Raw genomic sequence first — 22,886 nt, 5'->3', positions numbered from 1 at the left:
CTGCAATCGGTCGGGCATCGCCTTCTTCTCCTCTCTCCTGTGTGCTCCCATGTCCGCTTCGAGCCGACGCTCGTTTCTGAAAACCTCCGCCGCCGTTGCCCTCGGCACCGCCCTCCCCGTGGGAGGCTGTGTCTCGGAGGGCCCCCCCGATACGGCTGGGCGCGAGGGCGACGCCACCGGGAAGGGTGCCCGCTACGACATTTCCCTCGGGCAGTGGTCCCTGCACCGGGCCCTGTTCGACGGCGATCTCGCCCCCCTCGACTTTGCCCGCGCGGCCCGTGACGCGTTTAACATCGGGGCTGTCGAGTACGTGAACCAGTTCTTCATGGACCGGGCAACGGACGCACAGTACCTGCAAGAAATGAAGACCCGGGCCGAGGACGCGGGGGTGGAGAGCCTGCTCATCATGTGCGACGGGGAGGGGGCCCTCGGGCATCCGGACTCGGCCGAGCGGGCCGCCGCCGTGGCCAACCACCACAAGTGGGTCGAGGCCGCCGCCGCCCTCGGGTGTCACTCCATCCGCGTGAACGCTCAGACGAGGGGCAAGGGATCGCCCCCCGAGCAGAAAAAGCGCGTGGCAGACGGGCTTCGTCGCCTCACCGCGTTTGCGGCCGAGCGGGAGATCAACGTACTCGTCGAGAACCACGGCGGCCTCTCGTCCGATGCAGAATGGCTTGCCGGCGTGATGAACGCGGTGGACCATGCGCGCTGTGGGACACTCCCGGACTTTGGGAACTGGCAGATCCGCGAGGGGGAGTCGTACGACCCGTACGACGGAGTCCGCACCCTCATGCCCCACGCGCAGGCCATCAGCGCAAAGACATATGAATTCAACGACCAGGGGCAGGAGGCCACCCTCGACTACGCGAAGCTAATGCGCATCGTGCTCGACGCGGGGTATCGGGGCCACGTGGGCATCGAATACGAGGGCGACGGACTGAGTGAGCGGGAGGGCATTCGGGCAACGAAGCAGCTTCTCGTCGACGTGCGCAACCAGCTCGAGAACGCGTCTCCTTGAACAACGAGGGGCTCGGGATCGGGCGGAATTCCCGCCAGGGCTCCTGGACCAAGACCTTCCGGCTGTGGGAGCAGCAGGATTGACGACCAAAATTCGGGGGCATATTCGGGGCGCGTCCGCCGGTTGTCTCGAGGCCTCCGGTTCGGGCCGCCCCCCATGAGACGCCCGCTGCCGCATCGGGACATACTCGGTGTTTCCAATTGACCAGCGTTTGAGATTGACGGGGCGACACACGACTTTTGACTGCACGACACGGGGTCGTCCCTGCCTCGGTGTATGCATCGTCCACCGCGGCGAGGCGACTCTTCAGAGGCAAGGGGTCTCTCGTGTGGCCCGGCCCTCCGTCCCACATCGTTTTCTCGTCTCCTCGCCCCCGTACACTCGCCCAGAAGCCCCGGTCGCCAGGTGGCACACACGGGGCTTCTTCGAACTCCCTTCAGTCTCTCGAAGGCACTCGTTTCACGTCCCTCAACGGTCTTCATGGCTCTTGATCGCCCAATTCGCTACGGCATGGTCGGAGGCGGCCCTGACGCCTTCATCGGTGCCGTGCACCGCTCCGCCGCCGCCCTGGATGGAGAGATGAACCTCGTCGCCGGTGCCTTTTCCTCCGTCCCCGAAAAGTCCCGGCGCCAGGGCGCCAACCTACACCTCGACCCCGACCGGGTCTACGACACCTACGAGGAAATGGCGCGCGCGGAGGCCCGACGGCCCGACGGGATCGACGTCGTCTCCATCGTCACACCCAACTTCCTGCACCACGACGTGGCCCGCACCTTCATCGACCAGGGGGTCCACATCATCTGCGACAAGCCGATGACAACCACCCTCGAGGACGCCGAAGACCTGTGTCGGCGCGTCGACGAGCAGGACGTGGTGTTCTGCCTCACGCACAACTATGCCGGCTACCCACTGGTGAAGCAGGCGCGGGCACTGGTGGAGCAGGGCCGCCTCGGCGAGCTGCGCAAGGTCGTGGTGGAGTACCCGCAGGGCTGGCTCAACCGGCGCCTCGAAGACGAGGGCAACAAGCAGGCCGCCTGGCGAACCGACCCGGAGAAGGCCGGGGCCGGCGCGCTGGGCGACATCGGGACCCACGCCGAGCACCTGGCCCGGTACGTGACGGGCCTGTCTCTGGAGCGCATGTGCGCCGACGTGGGGACGGTCGTGGCGGGGCGCCCCGTCGACGACGACGCCAGCATCCTGGCCCGGTACGAGGGGGGCGTGCGCGGCCTCATCCACTTCTCGCAGATCGCGGCGGGCGAGGAAAACAACCTTCGCCTTCGGGTCTACGGCACCGAGGCCGGGCTCGACTGGCGCCAGGAGGACCCGCACCGCCTCACGCTCCTCACCGACATCAACGGCGAGGCCCCCCAAAAAATCTACAGCCACGGCCGCGCCTCCCTTGCCGACTCGGTGCAGCCCTTTGTCCGCACCCCGCAGGGCCACCCCGAAGGCTTCATTGAGGCGTTTGCCAACCTCTATCATAGCGTGGCCCACGCCATCGCCGCCCACGAGGCCGGGGAAGCTCCCCCCCCGTGGGCCCGCGACTTCCCGACGGTACAGGACGGAGCTACCGGCGTCCACTTCATCCAGACCGCGCTCGAAAGCAGCGAGAAGCAGGCCTGGGTCGACGCCTCCTACACGCCGCCCCACACGTAACACTTCGCATCCCACATCCCATTTCCCTACAGCTGTCGACCATCCGTTTCGGATCGATGCCCAACCTCATACACAGTTTTCTTTTCCCCCCTTCCCCCATGACCAGACACACGACGCGAACAGCTACGCTCCTTATCGCACTCTCATCCGTCCTTCTTTTAGCCACGCCCACAAGCGCTCAGGAGATGGACGACCACAACACACTGACGGCGGAGGAGCGGGCCGACGGCTGGGAGCTGCTGTTCGACGGAGAGACGGCCGAGGGATGGCGCGGCTACAATGATGATGCATTCCCCGACACTGGATGGACAATCGAGGACGGCGTCCTCACCATCGAAGGGTCCGACGGGGGCGTGAGCGGATCCGGGGGCGACATCATCACGACCGAGACGTACGAGGACTTTGTCCTCAAGCTGGAGTGGAAGATCTCCGAGGGCGGCAACAGCGGCATCTTCTACCGCGCCATCGAGCAGCCGGAACAGCCCATCTACTGGTCGGCCCCGGAGATGCAGGTGCTGGACAATGCCAACCACCCGGACGCAGCGCGGGGCGAAAACGGAAATCGGAAGGCCGGCTCGCTCTACGACTTGATTCCGGCCGCTCCCCAGACGTTCTCCGGCGCCGGCGAGTGGCAGGACGTCATGATCGTCGTGGAGGGCAGCCACGTCGAGCACTGGCTCAACGGCCAGAAGGTGCTGGAGTACGAGACGTGGACGCCCGACTGGTACCGCATGATTCGCGACAGCAAATTTCGGACGCATCCGGAGTTCGGGGACGCGCGGGAGGGGCACATCGGCCTTCAGGACCATGGCACGACGGCCCACTTCCGCAACATCAAGATCAAGGAGCTTTAGCGACGCGCCGTCCCTGTGGACGCACAGCCCCCCGCCGCGTGTCCTCATGGGGCCGACGCGTTCCTCGTTGCCACGATCGTTCACTCGTAGACACTGACACGATGGACCGACGCACGTTTTTGAAGGAATCGGCCCTGACCGCCGCGGGCCTCAGTGTGGTGCCCCGCCACGTTCTGGGCGGCGCCGGCCACCAGGCCCCCAGCGACACCCTCAACATCGCGGGCATTGGCGTTGGGGGACGAGGGGCCAGCAACATGAACGCCCTGACCGGCGAAAATATCGTGGCCGTTTGCGACGTCGACTTTGGTCATGTCGACCGAACCCTGCGCGGTGAAGACGGAACCGTTGCGGACGGGCTCCGGGCCCTCCACGAGGCCTACGAGCAGGCCGAGCGCTACACCGACTACCGCCGCATGTTCGACGACCTGGCGGACGACCTCGACGGAGTCGTCATTTCCACCCCGGACCACCTGCACGCTGTCGCCGCGAAGGAGGCGATGGAGCGGGGGCTCCACGTCTACGTGGAGAAGCCGCTCACGCGGACCGTCCGGGAGGCACGAACGCTGATGGAGACGGCCGACGAGACCGGGGTCGTAACCCAGATGGGGAATCAGGGCCACACCCATCCGGACGGACGTCGTGCGATTGAGTGGGTGTGGGACGGGGCCATCGGGCCCGTGCACGAGATTCACGCCTGGACCGACCGGCCGGCGAGCTGGTGGCCGCAGGGGGGCTCCCGTCCAGAGGGCTCAATGTCGCCCCCCGATGGGGTAAACTGGGACCTCTTTCTGGGCCCGGCCCCGGAGGTGCCCTACCACGACGCCTACCACCCGTTCGACTGGCGCGGATGGGTCGACTATGGAACCGGGGCCCTCGGCGACATGGGGGCGCACCTCATCGACCACGCGATGTGGGCCCTCGACCTCGGCCCCCCGACCGAGGTGTGGGGCTCGTCGAACGCCTTCGGCACGAGCGACGGCAAGCAGGTCTCCTGGCCCACCGCCGAGACGGTGCACTACACGTTCGGGCGGGGCGGTCGAGATCCGGTCGAGCTCACCTGGTACGACGGCGGCCTTCTCCCGCCCCGCCCGCAGGCCCTGCCGGACGACGTGCCGCTGGTGCGGGAACTCGGCCCGGACGAGGACGGACCGCCCCCCTCTTGGGGCGGCGCGATCTGGGTCGGAGAGGACGGGATTTTGATGCACGATACCTATGGCCGGACGCCCCGCCTCTATCCCAAGGCGTTGGAGGCCCAGCACAGCGACGCGCCTCAGGAGCTTCCCCGGGTCGGCACGGGCCATCAGGCGAACTGGGCGGAGGCCTGCAAGGAACAGGCCGAGGCAACATGTCCCTTCGACTACGCGGCGCCGCTGACCGAGGCCCTTCTTCTGGGCGTGGTGTCCCTCCAGGCCGGAACGCCGGTGCGGTACGACCCGCGCTCGATGAACATTCCCAACGCGCCGGAGGCGGAGCGGTACCTGCGCCGGGACTACCGCGGAGAGTGGTCGCTGTAGCCCGCCGGCGCCGAGTTCGGGGACGCATTCAGCGAAGAGTAGCCCCTCTCCCCACGCGGCACGTGCGGCGGCCCGGGGCCCTACCGCTCGGCCTCGTCGCGCAGCCGACGGGACACGAGCATGCAGAGGGCCCCGAGCGTGGGATCGTCGAGCGTGTAGTAGACGTGCACCCCCTCTCGCCGCCGCGCCAGCAGTCCCTCCTCCGTCAGGCGGCCAAGGTGCTTGCTGACATTGGACTGCCGGAACCCGGTCGCCTCGACCAGCGCCCCTACCGTCTGCTCGCCCTTCGCGTGCAGTGCGCTGAGCAGCCGCAGCCGGGCCGGCACGCCCAGCACGTCGAAACGGCGGGCCACGGCCTCAACCTCATCGGACGGGAGCAGGGAGCGATCCATGACGGACGATCAATGGACGAGCGCTAAAAGGTGAGGTGGAGGCGAGCATTGAGGGTACGGGGCGTGAGCCGCTTCGGCACCCGCTCGAAGCCCCGCGTCCAGCTGTAGTCGACAGTGTTGTCCATGTCGAAGAGGTTCAGCACCTCAAGCGTGAGCTCCAGGTGGACCGGCCCGCCGATCCCGTTTCGGACGACCTCGATGCGCTTCGTCGCCCCCACGTCCACGCGCCGGTAGGACGGAAGCCGCCCGCTCATCCGATCGGCCGGCACCCGCGTCTGCACGCCATCAGCCACCTCTGGGCCCGGGTTCGTGGGCGTGTACGGCAGTCCGCTGCCGTAAAGCAGGCGCATGTGAACCTTCCACGACTCGTCTCCCGGCACGTAGTCTTGTACGAACGCCGAGAAGGTGTGGCGCTGGTCGGCCGGGCGCGGCAAGCGGCCCTGCCGGGCATCCCGCAGCCGGTTGGTGTACGAACCGAGCGCCCCTTCGGTGAAGCGCTCTCGGGCCACCAGGTAGCTGTAGTTGAACCAACTTTCCAGGCCCGGCACCAGCTCCCCTCGGACCTGCAGGTCCAGTCCGTAGGTGTACCCGTAGGTGTCGTTCTCCCCGGAGTAGTTCACGCGCACGTCCTCGATGGTATAGGAAATGAGGTTGTCCAGGTCCTTGTAGTAGGCTTCGGCCCGAAGGTAGAGACGCTGCTCGGGAAAGAAGTACTCGCCTCCGAGCACGTACTGAACCGACCGCTGCGACTCAATGTCCCGGTTGAGCGTTTCTTCGATGGAGGTGGCCCCCTCCAGACTGCCCCGAAGCTCCCGGTAGGTCGGCTTCTGATGATATATGCCCCACGCGCCGGTGAGGGTGAGGCGATCGGTGACCCCGAAGCGAGTCGACAGGCGCGGGGACACGGTCCACTCGTCGTTGAACGAGAAGTAGTCGGCCCGGAGTCCCCCAGTCACCGTGAGCCGCCCCTGGGTGGGGAGCACGTCGACGGCGTCCTGCAGGTGAGCCCCGAACTGTTGCTCGTTGAACACCGACTGGTCGGTGAGGCTGTCCACCCGGATGCGGACGGGATCGAGGGTCCCCTGATCGGTCCCTTGGATGATGGTCTTCTCCTCCAGCTGATCATCGAAGCGCAGGTCCCGGAGGTGCCATCCCCCCTTTAGCGTCTGCCGGCCTAGGTCCAGCTCGTAACGCCCCCGGGCCGTGCGGCGCCGGACGTTCACGACGTTGTCGGCAAACCGGGTGACCGAGGATTCGCCCCGCAGGAAACAGTTTGCAGGATTGGCCCCTTGTGTCGGATCGACCTGGCACACCCGCCGGTCGCTCTGGATGTCGAAGCTCTCGGTCTCCCCGGTGCTGAAGTGCGCGACGTCGTGCTCCAACGTGAGCCGATCGGAAAGCTCGGTGCGGAGCCGCACGCCCCCGAACGTGGTGGTGTACCCGTCGGTGCGGGCTCCACTCAAGGATGCCTGAAGCGCCTTGAAGTCCGACGGCCGCTCCGGGTCGAGACTGATGACCCCGAAGTAGGTGGTCCGCTCTTCCGGCTCCAACTCAAAGGTGTTGTCCGCCCAGATGCCCAGGGCTTCCACCGAGACGCGGTCGGACACTCGATATTCCACGGTGCCCTGCACGTCCGTGAAGCGGGGACTGTAGTCCCCCTTCAGGTCCTGCGTCCCGAAAAACCGCCCGGGCTGCGCCCGCCGCATTCCAAGGGCCCACCCCAGGTCGCCCCCCAGGGCCGACGATTGAAGATGAGCACTGGCGTCGAGCGTAGAGAGGTCGACGGAGCCACTGAGGGGCTTCTCTCCCGCCCCCTCGCCGCCGGGCTGGGCGTACTGCACATCGAGCGCAGAGGAGAGCTTGCCCCCGTACTCCGGCGGAAAGCCGCCCGTGTAGAACGTGATGTCGGAGGCGAGGGCCGGATTGAGCAGGCCCATTCCCTCCTGTTCGCCCTGTCGGGGCCGAAACGGGAAGAAAATCTCGAAGCCGTTGATAAAGACGAGATTCTCGTTGTAGCCGCCCCCGCGCACCGAATACTGCTGGGTAAGCTCGCTGTTGGTGGCCACCCCAGGCATCGTCTTCAGCGCCCGAAAGCCGTCCTTGAAGGGCGTGGGCATGTTCTGCACGTCGGCCGGATCCACCTCATAGACGCCGGGCCGCTGGGCCTGTCCCTCCGTCACCATCAGTTCATCCATCTCTAGGACAGTGGCGGCGAGGGTGACGTCCAGCCGGGTCGCCCCGTCCGTCACCGTCACCGAGTCGACGTGCGTCGCGAAGCCAATCGCCGAGAAGCGGAGGGCGTAGCGACCGGTCGGCAGCTCAAGGCGGTAGTCCCCGTCCGCGGTGGTGGCGGTGCCAAAGTCGGTTCCCTGGACCAGGACCGTTATCCCCGGCAAGGGCTCGCCGGCGACCGAATCGGTGACGGTTCCCGTGACGGAGCCCCAGGTTTGAGCATGGACGGACGCACTTCCTAAAAGCCCCCAACAGGCCGCAAGGATGAAGACACGGGACAGACGCATGGGCGACAGAATGCGTTCAATGAGCCAGGGTGTGCGGTATCAATCCGTCAGAGGGCACGGGGAAATGATTATACAAAACAGCGAATGGGCCGTCGGGACGACGGGCCCGTTTGTTAAGAAACGAAACAATACGGTGTGATCCAACCCGCCACGCCACATTTTATCCCCCAATCGCGCCTGACAGGGCCATCAGTTCCAGGTACGGCGCCACGAGCCCCACCCCCGCTCCCGCCACGGCCTGCCCCATGGTGTGGGCCCGGCCTCGAACGCGGGCCCAGAGCACAAGTCCCGTTAGCCCTGCCCCGCCGATCAGCACCGCAGGCCCCGCAGCGGCAAGCACCCGCCCCGGAACGTGCCCCTGCACGAACGCAAGCGTAGACACCGCCCCGGCCACCGACGCACAGTGCACCGAGATCTTCCACTGCATGGTAATGAGGAAGAGGAGGGTCGTATTGAGGGCGTGGCACACCACCAGCGCCGCCAGCAGCCGACGCCCCGCAATGTCAATGCTGAGCACCGCCGCCAAGGCTGTCCCACTGGCCGCAAGCGCCACGAGGAACGGCTCAGTCCGCCTCGACCGGTCCCGAATCTCCAGGGACTCGATGCGCCTCTGCAGGCGCATCCCTCCGACGTACACGAGCGGCACGATGGACAGGAACACAAACCCGATCCCTGCGCCCCACACGACATCGCCGTGAGGCGCCCCTACGTGGGCCAGTGCCAGTCCGTATACCAGCGGGGGCAGGGCGAGGGGACTGACCACGTAACTCACGACGATAGCGACCCACAGGCCGAGTCCACCGGGGGCGTCGGTCCGGGATGCGGTGGGGTTGGGGGACGACATGCGTCTAGATCAGCGGGGCGTCGGCGTGCACGCGCTTCGCCTACATCAGCATTACGGCTGCGAGGACGAGCAGAATGAGACCGACCGTCAGAATGATCGAATATACGAAAAGCAGGAGGGACGCCTTAATCGTGGATTTGATGAGTCCCTGGTCGTAGACGTGTCCCATCGCAACGACGAGGTACAGGAGGGGTGTCAACTCAACCCAAGTCGCGGCGGTTTGGAGCCACGCGGTCTCGGTCTCGCCGAGGAGGATGCCGACGGTGAAGGCGAAAAAGGAAAACGCGTGCAGGTGGAGACTGAAGATGAGGTGCTCCACGTAGAGACGCCCCCGCCGGATGTAAAGCAGCTTGAGCAGGAGGGCAAAGACGGGCAGCATCAGGAACATGACGTACGGCCCCCGATCAATCATGCTCTCAATCAGGTCTCGGGGGGTCCGGATCGCATCGGCAACCTTCGCGCGGAGAAGCGGCTCGAGACGTGCCTGCGTCTCCGAATCTCCGAACAGCACGTCCACTGTGCCTGGGTTCTGGCGAAATGACCGCGCCCATCGCTCTCGCTGCTCAAGACTGCCGAAAAACCAGGGCGCCGAGGCCACGGCGGTCGTGTCCATCCCGACCGTCCCCATTCCCGCCTGGACCGTGTCCGCCTGGGGGGGCGACATCTGCGGATTGAAGGGCACCTGCACCCCTCCCCCGGCGGTGAGGGCAAGAACGGTAAACAGGACGAACGTCGTAAACAGGTACAGCCGAAAGGGCCGGATGTAGCGTTTGCGCCGCCCGTTGATGTACTCTTTTGTGAGCCGACCGGGCAAGAACAGGAATTTGGGCAGGGTCCAGAGCACCCGCATGTCGAGCTCAATGACGGCCTCCAGCGCCTCATTGAGCATGTGCCAGAGGGGCACGACCCGGTCGGCGGCCTTCTGCCCACACTGCGAACAGTACGGCCCGTGCAGGAGGGCCCCACAGTTCTCACACTGATCTTCGGGGGCCCCGGACGGAGAAGGGGCGTCCGAGTCGGGCGGACCGGACGACGAATCGGGGGCAGATCCTTCGTCCCGATCCTCTCGCCTCGTGTCCGGCTCGTCGTCGAGATCCGCCATCGCCTCGATCTGCGCCAGGGCATCCTCGGCGGCGGCCCGCGCCTCGTCCGGGTTCGACGCGGCCTGCCCGGACGGTCCCTCGTTGCCGGGGCCTTCCAGCGGATCGTCCTCGGGACGGCCGGACTCAGAGCCGAGCGGCGGAGCACTCATCGCGACCGAGGGAAATAGGCAGTGATCGAAGAAGGGATGTCTTCCGTGCCCTCTTCAATCACGCACGAGGCCCGAGAATGTTACGGCCGTGGGGACGTGCTGCGCGGCGCGTGTCGCGTGATGACCTGCGAGCGGACGAAGTACGCAACACGAAATCCCCCATGCCTCCCTCAGTACGCCTGTGCAAACAGCACGCGGCCCTTCGAGGGCGCACCCGTGAGCATGTCGTCTCCCTCTTCGTGCTCGTCGCGGTCGAAGGGAATGAGCCGAATGGTGGCGGAGGTCTCTTCTTGGATGCGGGCCTCGGTCTCCGGCGTGCCGTCCCAATGGGCCCACGCGAAGCCCCCGCGCCCGATGACCTCGCGGAACGCGTCGTAGTCCTCGACGACACGGGTGTTGCTCGCCTGTCGTTCTTCGGCCCGCTCGTAGAGAGACTGCTGAATGTTGTCGAGCGTGTCGGACACCCGCTCCACAATACCTTCCTGCGGCACCACGTCTTTCTCTTGCGTATCGCGACGGGCCATCTCCACGTTGTCGTTCTCCAGGTCGCGCGGCCCCACGGCAAGGCGCAGCGGCACCCCGCGCAGCTCGTGCTCGCTGAAGCGCCAGCCGGGGCTCTGCGTGTGGTTGTCGTCCATCTTTACGCGAATGCCGTGCGCCTCCAGCATCTCTTGGAGGCGTTCGCATTTCTCCATCACCGGCCTCTCCTGATCATCGTCAAAGAAGAGGGGCACGATCACAACCTGATGGGGCGCCAGCTTGGGCGGCAGCACGAGGCCCTGGTCGTCGGAGTGGGTCATGATAAGGCCGCCGATGAGGCGCGTGGACACGCCCCACGAGGTGGCCCACACATGCTCCTCCTCATTGTCCTCGTTGGTGAAGGTGCAGTCGAACGCCTTTGCAAAGTTCTGGCCGAGGAAGTGGCTCGTGCCGGCCTGCAGCGCCTTGCCGTCCTGCATCATCGCCTCGATGCAGTAGGTGTCCACGGCGCCCGGAAATCGCTCGCTCTCCGTCTTTCGTCCCTGCAACACCGGCATCGCCATGTACTCCTCGGCGAACGTGGCGTAGACGTCGAGCATCCGTTCGGCCTCTTCGATCGCTTCCGTCTCCGTGGCGTGGGCCGTGTGCCCCTCCTGCCACAGAAATTCGGCGGTGCGCAGGAAGAGGCGCGGCCGCATCTCCCACCGGACGACGTTGGCCCACTGGTTGTAGAGCAGGGGCAGGTCGCGGTACGACTGGATCCACTTCGAGTACGTGTCCCAGATGATGGTCTCGGAGGTGGGGCGCACGATGTAGTTCTCGCCCAGCTCCGACTCCGGGTCGGGGATGAGATCGCCCTCCTCGTCCTGCGTGAGGCGGGAGTGGGTCACCACGGCGCACTCCTTCGCGAAGCCCTCCACGTGCTCCGCCTCCCGCTCCATGTAGCGCTCCGGGATGAAGAGCGGGAAGTAATAGTTCTCGTGGCCCGTGTCTTTGAACATCTGGTCCAGCTGGTCGCGCATGTTCTCCCACAGGGCCATGCCGTTGGGCTTGATGATCATACACCCACGGGCGGGGGAATTTTCGGCCAGTTGGCCGTTGCGCACGACGTCCTGGTACCACTGCGAGTAGTCCTCATCACGGGGGGTAACTGCGTCTGCCATGTCGTCGGGGCGTTGGGGACCGATGGAAAGCAAGCAAGGGACGGGCACCCACGGCAACAACAGCGTCTCTTTTCGTCGGGGTTGCCGTTTCGGGTGTTGGCGCCGTACAAAGAAATATAGGCGTCTCACGTCGCAGATATCAACGACCCAGGGTGGTGTTCACGGCGATCGCATCTCGTCCCGATGAGACCCTCCGCACGCGCCGTCCGAAAAGCCCCCGTTCTCGGTGTTGGGACTGCTTCCGCTTCGTTCGTTACTTCCGGGTTTCTTTCGGCGGCCATAGACAACGAAGGCCCTGAGTAGTGCCCCGATGGGGTTGCCAGGCCGATTGGAGCGCACGTCCCGTGCAACCTTTGGCCTTCTACGGTGTACTGATCTTCCACGACATTCTAACAACTGTCCGCGGCTGGAGGTGTCCCGTTATGATTCACGCCGACTGGTTTCCCCGCTCCTCATCGCGCTCCGCAGGACTGCTGCTCGTTCTCGCCGTGTCGGCCCTCGGCCTCACGGGCTGCTACACGCAGCTGGAGACGGCGGACACGTCGAACCAGCACGCCCGCGCCGAGCAGAAACCGGCGAGTGCGCAGCAATACGCCGATGAGTACCGGCGCGAGTATCGCCGGGAGGCCCGTCGGCGGGGCGAGACGCACGAGACCACGACGCGTGAGTACAACTACCACTTCTACGACCGGGGTGTGACGCATAGCTGGTCGCACTACGACCCCTTCTTCCACGAGCCATTCTACCACCGCCCGTACGGCTCGCAGTTTTCGTTCTCTTTCCGCTTCGGAACGCCGTACGTTTCCGTACGGCCCCGGTACTATCGATCCTTCTACCTCGACCCGTTCGGGCGCCCCTTTTACGGATACCGATACGGCACCGTCTCCTCCGTCGGCCCCGCCTACGGGCTGGGCTACGGCAGTCCGTATTATGTGGGCACGTCGGAAGATGTGACAGGGAAACGAGACTACCGCCCACGGGGAGGGACGGTCGGACGGGGCGTCTCGGGCGCCGACCGGCGTGATGCACGGTCACGGAACGACAGACGCGCGGTGGCCACCCGCCGTGATGAGTCAGACGGCCGCATCGGTCGCCGCTCGGCCGACCGGGGCGAGGAGGCACGCCGCTCACGGTCATCACGTGCCGAGCGGACCCGGCGCGCTCGCCTGGAACGCAGCAACCGGCCTCGATCGTCGCGTGGACGCATTGGGCGCCGTGCCGTGGACCGCGACCGCACGGCTCGAAGGCGCTCCTCGCAGAACCGGTCGCGTTCGCGCACCCCTCGACGGAGCCGCCGGGCCGACGACACGGAAGCCCAGCGGTCCGATCGTTCTACGGGCCGGGACGCAAGCCGGCAGGCACGACGGTCTTCGGGCTCGGACGGTCGGAGGGCACGGTCGGGCGAACGGTCGGGGAACGAGCGCTCTCGGTCGAGCCGCGGCGACCGGTCCCGCTCCAGGGAAACGGGAGACCGGCTTCTTCTGAATCGCTACACCCCGAATCGCCTCGACACCGGCCGCTACGAGCAACAGCGAAAACGCCTCCGGCGGAAGCAGCGAGCGTCCCGCCGCACCCTGAACTGGAGACACTCCCAGTCCGAGACCGTGCGCTTCTCTGATCGAACCGATCCCTTCTCGTTTGAGCGCTCTCGCTCCCCGAACCGCTCCCGCTCACAATCAACCTCTCGGTCGTCGCGGTCATCCTCTCGGGCCGAGTCGTCGCGCTCGGATCGCTCCTCTTCGGCCTCCCGGGGCACACGGTCTTCTCGGTCGGACCGCGGAGGATCGAATCGTGAAGGGTCGGATCGCAGCAGCCGGAACGACGAGGACGATTCGTAGTCTGCCTCGCCCCTGAAGGGGAGTCCACTTCTCGCCCTGCATCACGCCTCTCCACTCCGTCCGACAACACCCATCCTATGCGTGTACGGCCCGTTTGCCCCCGGTCCCGATCACTTCTTCTGGTTGGCCTCGTCATCGCTTTTCTTCCGTCCATCGCCGCCGGGCAAACAGCGGACGATGTGTACCGCTTTTCCACCCGATTCTCGGCGGTGGGCCCCCGAGCAAGCGGCATGAGCGGCGCCGGCGGGGTGGGCGGATGGGCCGACCCGAGTGCCCTGTACACCAACCCGGCCGGCCTCGGGTACTACCAGGCGTCGGAGGTCAGTGGGAGCCTCAGCGGACTGCTCAGTCGAGATGAATCCACCTACCAGATCTTTTCCGACGGACCGGCCTCCCAAGAGACAGGGGACGATGTGACCGCGCGGCTCGGCCACCTGACAGGCGTGTACAACGTCGACACAGAACAGGGATCGCTCGTCTTCGCACTCGGCTTCAACCGGACGTCTGCGTTCGACCGAGAGCTGACCTACACCGGAGAAAACTCTGTCAGCTCGATTACGGATACGTTTTTGCCGTCCGGAGACGAATTCGAGATTTCGGAGGAAGACGGCACCACCACCATCGACGTCATTCCCATCGTCCCGTTCGTCGCCTTTCAGGCAGGCGCCACCGAGTTTTTCGACTCTCGATTTCAGGACGACCAGTACCCATTTCTCCAGGCTGTTGCGCCGGGCCGCAGCATTCGACAGGACGGCACGGTAACGCGGGGCGGCTCCATGAACGAACTGAGCTTCGCCGGTGCCCTCGAAGTGGCCCCGAACGTGATGGTTGGGGGAAGTGCCAGCCTCTCATACGGCACGTATGCGTTCGAAAACGAGCTGACGGAAATAGACCTCGACGGGGAGGATGCGTACTCGGTCGTTGCGGGCGACGGGCTGCTGGAAGACTTCCAGAGCATGCTCTTCCGAGAGCGATTCACCTCCGACCTCACCGGATTCAACCTTCGCCTGGGCCTCTCGGCCAACACGGTCGAGCACCTTCGGGTCGGCTTTACGGTAGAGACGCCCACCTGGTATTCCATCGACGAGACGTTTACAGACGCGTTCATCCGCACGGAGTTTGGAAACGGGACACTGACCTACGGCGACGATTCCGGGGAGGACGCTGCCCGTGGGGCGTTTGACTACCGCCTGCAGACCCCGTGGCGTCTCAGCACCGGCGTGAGCTATACGCGCGCTCCATTCCTCATTTCGGCCGACGTCGAGTTCGTCGACTGGTCACAGACGAGCCTCGATGCGGACGCCACGGCGTTCGACGTGGCAAATGAGAATCTCGAAGAATACGACTACGTGGTCAACTGGCGGGGCGGCGTCGAATATCGTTCGGAAAACGGCTTTTCCCTGCGGGGGGGAATCGCATACCGGCCGGGCGCCCGCGGTTTTGATTTCACCCTCGCTGACGGGGAGGAAACCGACCGTTCGCGCCTCTTTCTATCCGCGGGCGCCGGACTGCCGCTAAGCGAGCATCTGTCCGTGAACGCCGCCTGGATGCAGGAGCGCTCGGAAGACCAGTTTGCCCCCTACTCAAGCGTCACGCCCCCCGGTGAGTCCGCAGCGATTGACATCCCGGTCGTGGATGAAGACATCGTCCGGAACCAGATTCGGGTTGGCCTGCGCTATTCCTTTTGACTCCTTATCCGGGACGCCTCGCATCCACGTTCTGAGGCTACCGACGCTCGTCGAGCATGCGCTGGTACTTCTCTGCCGCCCGGTTGTGCTCCCGGAGTGTGCGGCTGAAGGTATGCCCCCCCGTCCCGTCGGCTGCGAAGTAGAGGTATCCGTGCCGCTCAGGGGCGGCCACGGCCCGAAGGCTGGAGGGCGACGGATTGGTGATGGGGCCGGGCGGCAGGCCTTGATGCTGGTAGGTATTGTACGGGTGGTCAATCTCAAGATGCTCGTGGAGCACCCGGCCCACGCGCTCCCCGTTCGTGTCGAGCAGGACGTACTGAATGGTCGGGTCGGCCTGGAGGGGCCACCCGCGGTCGAGCCGGTTCAAGTACACCCCTGCGATCGCCGGCTTCTCGGCGTCGCGGAGGGCCTCCCACTCCACAATCGACGCGAGCGTGACGACCGCCCGCTTCGTGAGCCCGAGGCTGTCGGCCCCGGCGGCAAGCTCCCGCTCGTAGAAGCGGTCGAACCCTCGTTTGATGCGCCGAACGACGGTCTTGGGGGGCGTCTGCCAGTAGAGGTCATACGTCTCGGGGAGCATGTAGCCGAAGAGCCGCCCGGGGGTGCTGCCCAGGTCCCCGGCAAGGCTCGTATCGCGAAGGGCCGTGCGGAACGCAGTGGGCTCTCGTTCCAGCCGCCGCCCCAGTACCGACGCAAGCCGCTCGCGCTGCACACCGGGGGGAACCGTGAGCCGCACCGGGTCTTGTAGCCCGCGCCGCAGCTTGTCGAGGAGGTGGTAGTTGGACCGCCCGGGCGCGACGCGATAGTGGCCCGGTTTGATCTGCTGCCCCCACCCGGTCGCCCACGCCACAAGCCGGAACGCGGCGGGCACGACGAGCACATCGGCCTGCGTCAGCGAATCGATCGTGGCGTCGAGCGTGGCTTCCTGTGCGATGTACACGCTCCGGGGTGTGTCGTACCCGCCCGTGTTGGGCCCAAAGATCAGCGTGCCGCCTCCCCCGATGGCGAGTCCCCCGACGAACAAGACGACAGCGACGAGTCCGAAGCGACTGCGGGCGTGCATGAAGGGGGCAGGGCGAACGACAGATCAGGCGAAGGGGCACCGGCCCCGGCAGAGGGCGTGGGGGAATACTTTTCGTTCCGTCGCCTCGTTTCGGGGCCCGACGGATTGCCCTCGCGTCACAACTGAAGATTCGGGTGCACGTCCAGCGCCGCTGGGCTCGTGTGGCCGGCCGCAAGACGCCGCGCCCCCGCCTGAGCGATCATGGCGGCATTGTCCATGCAGTACGTCAGGGCGGGCACCGATACGTCCACGCCTGCCTCGCGCCCGAGGGCGCCCATTCGCCGCCGGAGCGAGGAATTGGCCGCCACCCCTCCCACGACGGCCACGTGCTCGCCCCCGGTCTCCTCGACGGCCCGTCGCATGGCATCGACGAGCACGTCCACCACCGCGGCCTGCACCGCGGCGCACAGGTCGTCGAGGTGATCGGCGAGCAGGCGCTTGCGCTCCGCGGCAGACCGGTCGCGAAGGTAGTAGAGAACCGAGGTCTTCAGGCCGCTGAACGAAAAGTCGAAGCCATCGAGCCGGCTCCGGGGGAAGTCGTGAAAGGCCGGATCTCCAGTTTCCGCGTGGCGGTCGATGTCGGGCCCCCCAGGATACCCGAGCCCGAACAGCTGGGCTACCTTGTCAAACGCCTCCCCGGCCGCATCGTCGCGGGTGCGCCCAAGCACCTCGTGCTGAGCGTTTTCGTCGACGCGTACGAGCTCGGTGTGCCCCCCAGACACGACGAGACACAAAAACGGGCGGCCCGGACGAGGCCCCTCCAGGTCGACTGAGCAGACGTGCCCCTCCAGGTGGTTCACCCCGATCAACGGGACGTCGAGCCCTCGTGCAAACGCCTTCGCAAAGCTGAGTCCCACGAGAAGAGAGCCGGGGAGTCCCGGCCCGTAGGTCACCGCAACGGCGTCGAGCCCCTCCACGTCGACCTCGGCCTTCGTGAGGGCCCGCTGCACGACAGGCACGATGAGCCGTTGGTGGTTCCGGGAGGCCAGCTCCGGCACCACACCGCCGTACTCTTCGTGAAGATCCGCCTGCGAAGACACCACGTTCGCCCGCACCGTCCCGTCCTCCCAAACGGCCGCGGCCGTATCGTCACACGAGGACTCAATGCCAAGCACAAGCATGGGACCGTCGTTTCATTTGCGCAATGCCGGACTGGCCCCGGCGTGCGATTGCGCCTTTCGCACGAACCGCCTCGGGCCTGGATCCCACCCCGGGATGAAGCGCGAACAAACCGATGGCTCCAAAGTAGTACACACAAGTCCCGGCGATCCGCACTCCGCAACGCCTTCACACCGACAAACGAGGGTTCTATGCGAACGATCTTGCCGCTCCTGTGTCTCGTGTTTGTGCTGAGCGCCACTGCCCCGGCGCACGCTCAGCTTCGTGAAACGGCCCAAAAGAACTCTTCGGTTGTGACCCAGCTGTACGACGCTGGCTCGGACGCGACCAATGCCCTCGGCAGTCTGTTCGGGGCCGAAGAGTTTCGGATGAGCCACAGCTACCAGATGTCGTTCTCCTCGTTTGGCGGCAATACATCCTCGGCGGGCATGTACACCAACTCCATGATGTGGCAGTTCAATTCCGACCTGGCCGCCCGGGTGGACGTGGGGGTGTCCCATCCGCTCGCGAGCGGCAACGCCTTTGGGGACCAGAGGGCGAAGGTCTTTCTCCGCAACGCGGAGGTGGCCTACACCCCGACCGACAACATGAAGATTCACTTCCAGGTACGTCAGAGTCCGCACGGCCGGTACGCAAGCCCGTATGGATATCGGCACCGACGAGGCGCTTTTGCCTCTACTGCCCCCCTGTTGCCGAACTAAGCCGCCCTCTTCTCTCGGTGCCGATCGGTAGATGCAGCGGCCCGTGCACGGGCCCCCTGCCGAATCGGCCTGGTTGCTCCGGCACCTATGGCTCAAGGGTCCTCCCGCTTCACGAACGGACTGCTGAACGTTGTGCTCATGGCGGTTGGGCTGGGCGCGGCAGTGCTGCTGTACGCCTTCGCGGGCCAGACCGTCTTCACGGGCTCACGCCCGGAGCGCCCCCCCTCCGACACGTCGGAACTCGTGGGCCAGATTATTCAGGTGGAGGTGCGCAACGGCGCCGGGGTGGATCACCTCGCCGAGCGGACCACGCAGTACCTCCGCGACCGCGGCTTTGACGTGGTCGACATGGGCAACCACTCGTCGTTCGACCAGGACCAATCGGTCGTAATCGATCGGATTGGCAATCTTGAAGCCGCCCGGAACGTCGCGGAGGCCCTTGGGATTCCGCCCTCCCGTGTGCGTCAGAACATCAAACCAGCGTACTACCTCGACGCCTCCGTAATTCTCGGCCGCGATTATGCAGAGCTCCGCCCGTTTCGGGAAACCCGCTAGCCTGCACTCGGCGTGTATTCGTTTTCTCTCACGATCCCCCGCACCAATGTCCTGATCCATATGGCCTCCCCCGACCAGTCCTCCTCCGCAGACCCGTCCGTCCGCCGAACCCCCGACAATCCCAGTCCTGTGCTTGCCGCGCAGGTCGTAAATGCCATGGCCGACAAGCGAGCCGTGGACATCAGTGTGATCGACCTGCGCGAGGTAAGCAGCATGGCGGACTTCTTCGTCCTCGGCACCGGCGAGTCGGACCTTCAGGTAAAGGCCATTGCCAAGGGCATCACGGATCAGGTCGCAGAAACATGCGGGGAGCAGCCCTGGAAGCAGGAAGGCACGAATCACCTTCAGTGGGTCGTGCTCGACTACGTGGATGTGGTCGCGCACATCTTCCTCCCCGAGAAACGAGAACACTACCGCATCGACCGCCTCTGGGGAGAGGCCGACTCGGAGATCGTGCCGGAAGACGGCGACGCCTCGGACCTCACCCTTCTGCAGACCCTTCTGCAACAGTCCTCGGATGCGACGTAGCCCCCTTCTCGTCGGCCGCCTCCCATTCCCCTGCGCGGGCGCCGGGGCAGTCCGCCGGCGAGAGGCACGGGCGGGCTCTCTGTCGCGCTGCACAGTCCGCTCTGGGTGCCCCTGTCGAGATGTGTCGGGAAGAGCGTCCCGCCCCGACCTGGCCACTGACCACCGCAGCGATCAGAGGTGCTGCCCGCCGCAGGTCGCCGTGCCCTGACGACGGCGTTCCAGGCGATCCGCGGGGGTGAGCGACGTGGCGATCGCGTTCAGCCGAGACAGATGTTCCGGGCCGTGCCTGTCTTCCACGTCGTCTTCTACACCGGGCCGGGGGCCAAAATCCTGCGCGTTCCGTTCCCTGACAGAGGGCCCCGGTTCACCGTTCCCGTGCAACCTCCAGGAATGGGCACCGCGAACTGAACAGCAAAGCAGCGCGCACGGTCGGCTCAGGCCTCCCTACGCCGCCAACTCGCCCCGGACTTGCAGATTGGATGCGAAGTACTTCACGTTCCAGTAGCCATAGTACGGCAGCGCCAGACCGAGGGTCACGATGCTCAAAAGAATTAGGCCGAGCGAGACGAGAAAGTATTCGCCGAAAGACCCCGTGAACTCGATGGGGCGGTTCCCAACCTCCAATTCTGTAAAGAAATACCGCGTCGTCCAGTAGGAGAGATACGGGAGGGCAAGTCCAAGGGTGACGATGCTCAGTAGCACAAGCCCGATCGACACGATGCTGAAGTGCCCGAAGCTTCCCGTGAAGCGAATGTTGGTCATTGCAGCTTTCAGAAGCTGTTTGGCGGACGCTCTGTGGCCTGCGACTTTGTGGATCTCGTGCAAAAGGGCTTCTGCATTCGCCCGGTAGCTCCGCTACAGAGACTCACTTGGGCACCATTTTGCAGCTTCGCCCACTGTGTCTCGGCTGAACATCAATCCAGCAAACAGCTCCCCAGGGTTCTGTTTGATTCCTTTACTTATCTTCAAAGAAAAGGAACGAGGCCCCCGACAAGATCGCAAACGGTCCTGCGGGGCCGCAGTGCGTCTTCGAGAGTACGTGGTTTCTCTTCGGCCCCGTAGTGCCTCGTGGAGGCTCTTTTCTCCCCCCACGGAGAGGGAGGCGACTCGTCTCGGGCACTCCCCGTAGGATCCGGTCTGGCCTCTGTCCCTCTTCCTTCTCAATCGTCGCACCCATCTGCCACTGGGGAAGGGGACCGCCGAAGAGAGGCAACGCAACGATTGCGGGTGCCCTCTCCTACGTGTCCCCCAGCTCCCGTTCGAGGCGCGGCTCACGATGATTCTCGAGCACGAGGCCGGCCTCCGACGCGCCGTTGCTGTCGCGTTCGTGAATCCCTTCTTCTCCCTGTACCCGGAGCCTCTTGTCCTCATCCTCCTTCGTCCCCCCCTGAACTGAATGTTGCCCCTGCGCCTCGCCTCCCCCCCCGTTCCCAAACAGCTCACGGACGGCCTCTCGCGCACACGACTTGTACATTCCCATGTCTTCGAAGGCCTCTCCGTCGTGAACCTGTTTGGCAAGGAACTTCACAAACTCCTCGGTGGGCTCCTCGACCTGCTCCGAGAGGTACATTCGAAAGAGGCGTTTGTACTTGAGCCGGTGGGCGTGCGGAAGAATCCCATCGGCATCGAACTCCGACCTCGTTAGACACTCTAGGTCTTCCACCTCATCGTCTTCGTAGTGGAAGACATCGAAGGTCAAAAACGGCCGGGTGTCAGGGACGGTGGCCCCCTCCAGAACCGAGTAAAACCGCTCCAGGTCTGCGAAAAAATGGTATTCGATTCCATTGGTCAGCGCCCCGATGGGAGCCTTCGACTTTTTGAGCAGCCGAAGGAGCGGAGCGGAGTCACAGGCCCCGAGGTCAGTCCCAACCTCCTTCGACTCGACGAACACAGCCGGGGAGCCGTCTTTCTTAAGCACGTAGTCGACCGTCCGCTCTCGTCCGGCGTCCAACTCAATGACGTAGTCTGGGACAACCTCTCGGACATCGAACGGATGGTACCCCAGTAGCTCAAAAAAGGGAAGAAGAAGCGCATTTTCGCTTTTCCTCTTGCTGTTAAGAAGTGAAAGTTGATCCTTCGCGGTTGACCGTACGGCAGACAGCTTGTCCCGTAGTTCCATTCGGTTGACAGGCGACTTGAGAGGCTCTTGCAGACAAACCCAACGTGCAATTGATCATGGGTTTGGACATTATCTTAAAGATCATCCCAAAGGGCAAGAAATGAGGGGCCCTACGCAAAAAAGAAGCCGTGCGAAAACGCCCACCGGCCCCGGACGGAAGCAGACAGAAGGGGGCACACGCATGGTCGCGCTGTTGAGGCATATCAGCAGGGAGCGTCCGCCCCCGATTGCGAAGCGATGAACGAAGCAATGGACAAAAGCCACGCGGGGCCGGACACAGAGGGACAGCCGGGACAGGTGTCCTCATCCGGCCGGAGACGGACGGCCCCATCCACCGCAATTCGGTCGCGACCAACGTTTCCCCTCCCTGCGCAGTACGTCGCGGATCGCGGGCCGTGGATGCGGAGTCGATACGGCCTTGCAAGAAGCCGTTTTCAAATCCCACCAGGAGGGCAGTCGACAGGGGAGGGGGACGACGGGCGCGGAACCCCTGTTCACAGGCCGCGTGCGGGGAAACACATCCACCGTTCACGAACTGCCTCGTCACGCCGCGGCGTCTGCTGTGACACAGCCTGTGGCAACAGCCCCCTCCTCGATGACTCGATTGTTCATCGGCTTCGGTGCAATTACGGCACTGATCGCCGTGGTCCTCGGCGCGTTTGGCGCACACGGCCTCGAAGGGAGGGTGTCCCCGGAGCGGGTAGAGACGTTTCGCACGGGCGTGCAGTACCAGATGTACCACGCCCTCGCCCTCCTCTTCGTGGGATGGGCCGCCGCGCAGGGCTGGGGCCCGTCCCTCTATTGGGCCGGCTACTGCTTCCTCGCCGGCATCGTGATCTTTTCGGGCAGCCTGTACGTGCTTGTTCTCAGCGACACGGGCTGGCTCGGCGCCATCACGCCGCTTGGCGGCGTCGCCTTTGTCGTGGGGTGGGCCCTGCTGGCGTGGGCCACGCTCACCGGAGGGTCGTAGACGGGGCCTCGTTGCCCGGCCCCCCGCTTGCTGTCACAGCTCTTCGTCCTCGAACAGCACGGTCACACTCGGCAGAAGATCGTGCCCGCGGGCCAGCTCCAAAAGCGACTGCGCCGCCGCCTCGGGGACCTCGTAGCGCCCGTGTACGTCGCTGTCAACGGCGAGGGCATAGGCCACGTCCGTCTCGTCGTCGAGCGTCGGCTCGTCCTCCCATGCCGTCGCCTCCTCCACCAGGTACGATCCATCGTCCGGCATGAAAGAGGCGAGGTAGAGCTCCCGCTCCGTCTCGGAATCGATGAGGCTCACGCTCCCCACGAGGCCGTACTCGATGTCGTAGAATAGCGACTCGGCGAGCAGTCGGGTCGTAAAGTTGTCGGGGTCAAAGGAGGCCATAGGATGCTCTGAGGTACGTGCAAGAACGAGGAGAAAGCAACAACGGATCTGGGCGTCCTGAAGGGTATCTACGCCAGCCGATCATGTCAACCGGACGAGCATCCCTGTACTGCTCGGCGGAGCCGCGGACGGAAACGGAAGCGTTGTCCGTGCAGCGCTCTGCGCCTATCGTCCGATCACAGAACCGATTCGGGCGCCTTGACCGGTCTCGGCTCCCCTG

The 22,886-nt window shown here is 65.1% G+C and carries 20 protein-coding genes; 10 read left to right on the top strand and 10 right to left on the bottom strand.

Translation table 11 applies throughout. The features are described 5' to 3' along the window. The first annotated feature begins 49 nt into the window (after positions 1-49). The 4 genes from B7R93_RS08045 to B7R93_RS08030 all read left to right on the top strand — a co-directional run bounded on the left by B7R93_RS08045 (position 50) and on the right by B7R93_RS08030 (position 5,042). Positions 50-1,018 (top strand): TIM barrel protein, encoded by a 969-nt coding sequence (locus B7R93_RS08045; protein WP_103020276.1) that lies wholly within the window; start codon positions 50-52, stop codon positions 1,016-1,018. Between the two features lie 480 nt (positions 1,019-1,498). Next, the gene (locus B7R93_RS08040; RefSeq protein WP_103020275.1) at positions 1,499-2,674 is read left to right on the top strand and encodes a Gfo/Idh/MocA family protein; all 1,176 of its coding nucleotides are present in this window, start codon (positions 1,499-1,501) and stop codon (positions 2,672-2,674) included. Positions 2,675-2,859: 185 nt separating this feature from the next. Then, complete coding sequence (locus B7R93_RS08035) at positions 2,860-3,528, top strand: 3-keto-disaccharide hydrolase (protein WP_103020274.1); 669 nt, start codon at positions 2,860-2,862, stop codon at positions 3,526-3,528. A 101-nt stretch (positions 3,529-3,629) separates the two neighbouring features. After that, the gene (locus tag B7R93_RS08030; RefSeq protein WP_103020273.1) at positions 3,630-5,042 is read left to right on the top strand and encodes a Gfo/Idh/MocA family protein; all 1,413 of its coding nucleotides are present in this window, start codon (positions 3,630-3,632) and stop codon (positions 5,040-5,042) included. Between the two features lie 80 nt (positions 5,043-5,122). On the opposite strand, the gene B7R93_RS08025 is transcribed toward B7R93_RS08030, so the two are convergent. The 5 genes from B7R93_RS08025 to proS all read right to left on the bottom strand — a co-directional run bounded on the left by B7R93_RS08025 (position 5,123) and on the right by proS (position 11,692). After that, a complete protein-coding gene (locus tag B7R93_RS08025) occupies positions 5,123-5,434 on the bottom strand; it encodes an ArsR/SmtB family transcription factor (RefSeq protein WP_103020272.1) in 312 nt (103 codons plus the stop codon). A 23-nt stretch (positions 5,435-5,457) separates the two neighbouring features. Then, a complete protein-coding gene (locus tag B7R93_RS08020) occupies positions 5,458-7,953 on the bottom strand; it encodes a TonB-dependent receptor (protein ID WP_103020271.1) in 2,496 nt (831 codons plus the stop codon). A 160-nt stretch (positions 7,954-8,113) separates the two neighbouring features. Further along, entirely contained in the window at positions 8,114-8,797 is a 684-nt protein-coding gene (locus B7R93_RS08015) for a hypothetical protein (RefSeq protein ID WP_232798187.1), read from the bottom strand. Between the two features lie 40 nt (positions 8,798-8,837). Then, complete coding sequence (locus B7R93_RS08010) at positions 8,838-10,049, bottom strand: DUF3667 domain-containing protein (RefSeq protein WP_103020270.1); 1,212 nt, start codon at positions 10,047-10,049, stop codon at positions 8,838-8,840. 170 nt (positions 10,050-10,219) lie between these two features. Beyond that, positions 10,220-11,692, bottom strand: coding sequence for a proline--tRNA ligase (gene proS, locus B7R93_RS08005; RefSeq protein WP_103020269.1), 1,473 nt, complete (start codon positions 11,690-11,692; stop codon positions 10,220-10,222). A 422-nt stretch (positions 11,693-12,114) separates the two neighbouring features. Here proS and B7R93_RS08000 point away from each other — a divergent pair, with 422 nt between their 5' ends. Further along, positions 12,115-13,530, top strand: coding sequence for a hypothetical protein (locus B7R93_RS08000; RefSeq protein ID WP_103020268.1), 1,416 nt, complete (start codon positions 12,115-12,117; stop codon positions 13,528-13,530). 179 nt (positions 13,531-13,709) lie between these two features. Beyond that, a complete protein-coding gene (locus B7R93_RS07995; protein WP_232798186.1) occupies positions 13,710-15,218 on the top strand; it encodes an OmpP1/FadL family transporter in 1,509 nt (502 codons plus the stop codon). Positions 15,219-15,255: 37 nt separating this feature from the next. Here B7R93_RS07995 and mltG read toward each other — a convergent pair whose 3' ends face one another. Both mltG and tsaD read right to left on the bottom strand, forming a co-directional pair. Further along, on the bottom strand, positions 15,256-16,281 hold the full coding sequence (gene mltG, locus B7R93_RS07990; protein ID WP_103020266.1) for an endolytic transglycosylase MltG: 1,026 nt from the start codon (positions 16,279-16,281) through the stop codon (positions 15,256-15,258). A gap of 116 nt (positions 16,282-16,397) precedes the next feature. Beyond that, positions 16,398-17,402, bottom strand: coding sequence for a tRNA (adenosine(37)-N6)-threonylcarbamoyltransferase complex transferase subunit TsaD (gene tsaD, locus B7R93_RS07985; protein ID WP_103020265.1), 1,005 nt, complete (start codon positions 17,400-17,402; stop codon positions 16,398-16,400). A gap of 189 nt (positions 17,403-17,591) precedes the next feature. On the opposite strand from tsaD, the gene B7R93_RS07980 reads away from it, so the two are divergent. The 3 genes from B7R93_RS07980 (at position 17,592) to rsfS (ending at position 19,184) form a co-directional block, all read left to right on the top strand. Beyond that, positions 17,592-18,101: a hypothetical protein gene (locus B7R93_RS07980; protein ID WP_103020264.1), complete on the top strand. Its 510-nt coding sequence runs from the start codon at positions 17,592-17,594 to the stop codon at positions 18,099-18,101. Between the two features lie 87 nt (positions 18,102-18,188). After that, complete coding sequence (locus B7R93_RS07975) at positions 18,189-18,656, top strand: LytR C-terminal domain-containing protein (RefSeq protein ID WP_103020263.1); 468 nt, start codon at positions 18,189-18,191, stop codon at positions 18,654-18,656. Positions 18,657-18,716: 60 nt separating this feature from the next. After that, a complete protein-coding gene (gene rsfS, locus B7R93_RS07970; RefSeq protein WP_103020262.1) occupies positions 18,717-19,184 on the top strand; it encodes a ribosome silencing factor in 468 nt (155 codons plus the stop codon). A 444-nt stretch (positions 19,185-19,628) separates the two neighbouring features. Here the strand turns inward: rsfS and B7R93_RS07965 are convergent, their stop codons facing one another. Both B7R93_RS07965 and B7R93_RS07960 read right to left on the bottom strand, forming a co-directional pair. After that, a complete protein-coding gene (locus B7R93_RS07965; RefSeq protein WP_103020261.1) occupies positions 19,629-19,946 on the bottom strand; it encodes a DUF898 family protein in 318 nt (105 codons plus the stop codon). A gap of 475 nt (positions 19,947-20,421) precedes the next feature. Continuing rightward, the gene (locus B7R93_RS07960; RefSeq protein ID WP_103020260.1) at positions 20,422-21,303 is read right to left on the bottom strand and encodes a hypothetical protein; all 882 of its coding nucleotides are present in this window, start codon (positions 21,301-21,303) and stop codon (positions 20,422-20,424) included. Positions 21,304-21,898: 595 nt separating this feature from the next. Here B7R93_RS07960 and B7R93_RS07955 point away from each other — a divergent pair. Beyond that, entirely contained in the window at positions 21,899-22,273 is a 375-nt protein-coding gene (locus B7R93_RS07955; RefSeq protein ID WP_103020259.1) for a DUF423 domain-containing protein, read from the top strand. Positions 22,274-22,306: 33 nt separating this feature from the next. Here the strand turns inward: B7R93_RS07955 and B7R93_RS07950 are convergent, their stop codons facing one another. Continuing rightward, entirely contained in the window at positions 22,307-22,666 is a 360-nt protein-coding gene (locus tag B7R93_RS07950) for a hypothetical protein (RefSeq protein WP_103020258.1), read from the bottom strand. Positions 22,667-22,886 lie beyond the last annotated feature (220 nt).

This window comes from Salinibacter altiplanensis (assembly GCF_002894645.1).
GTDB lineage: Bacteria > Bacteroidota > Rhodothermia > Rhodothermales > Salinibacteraceae > Salinibacter > Salinibacter altiplanensis.
The sequence above is the reverse complement of the archived record's forward strand: the minus strand, read 5'-3'. Positions and strand labels throughout refer to the sequence as shown.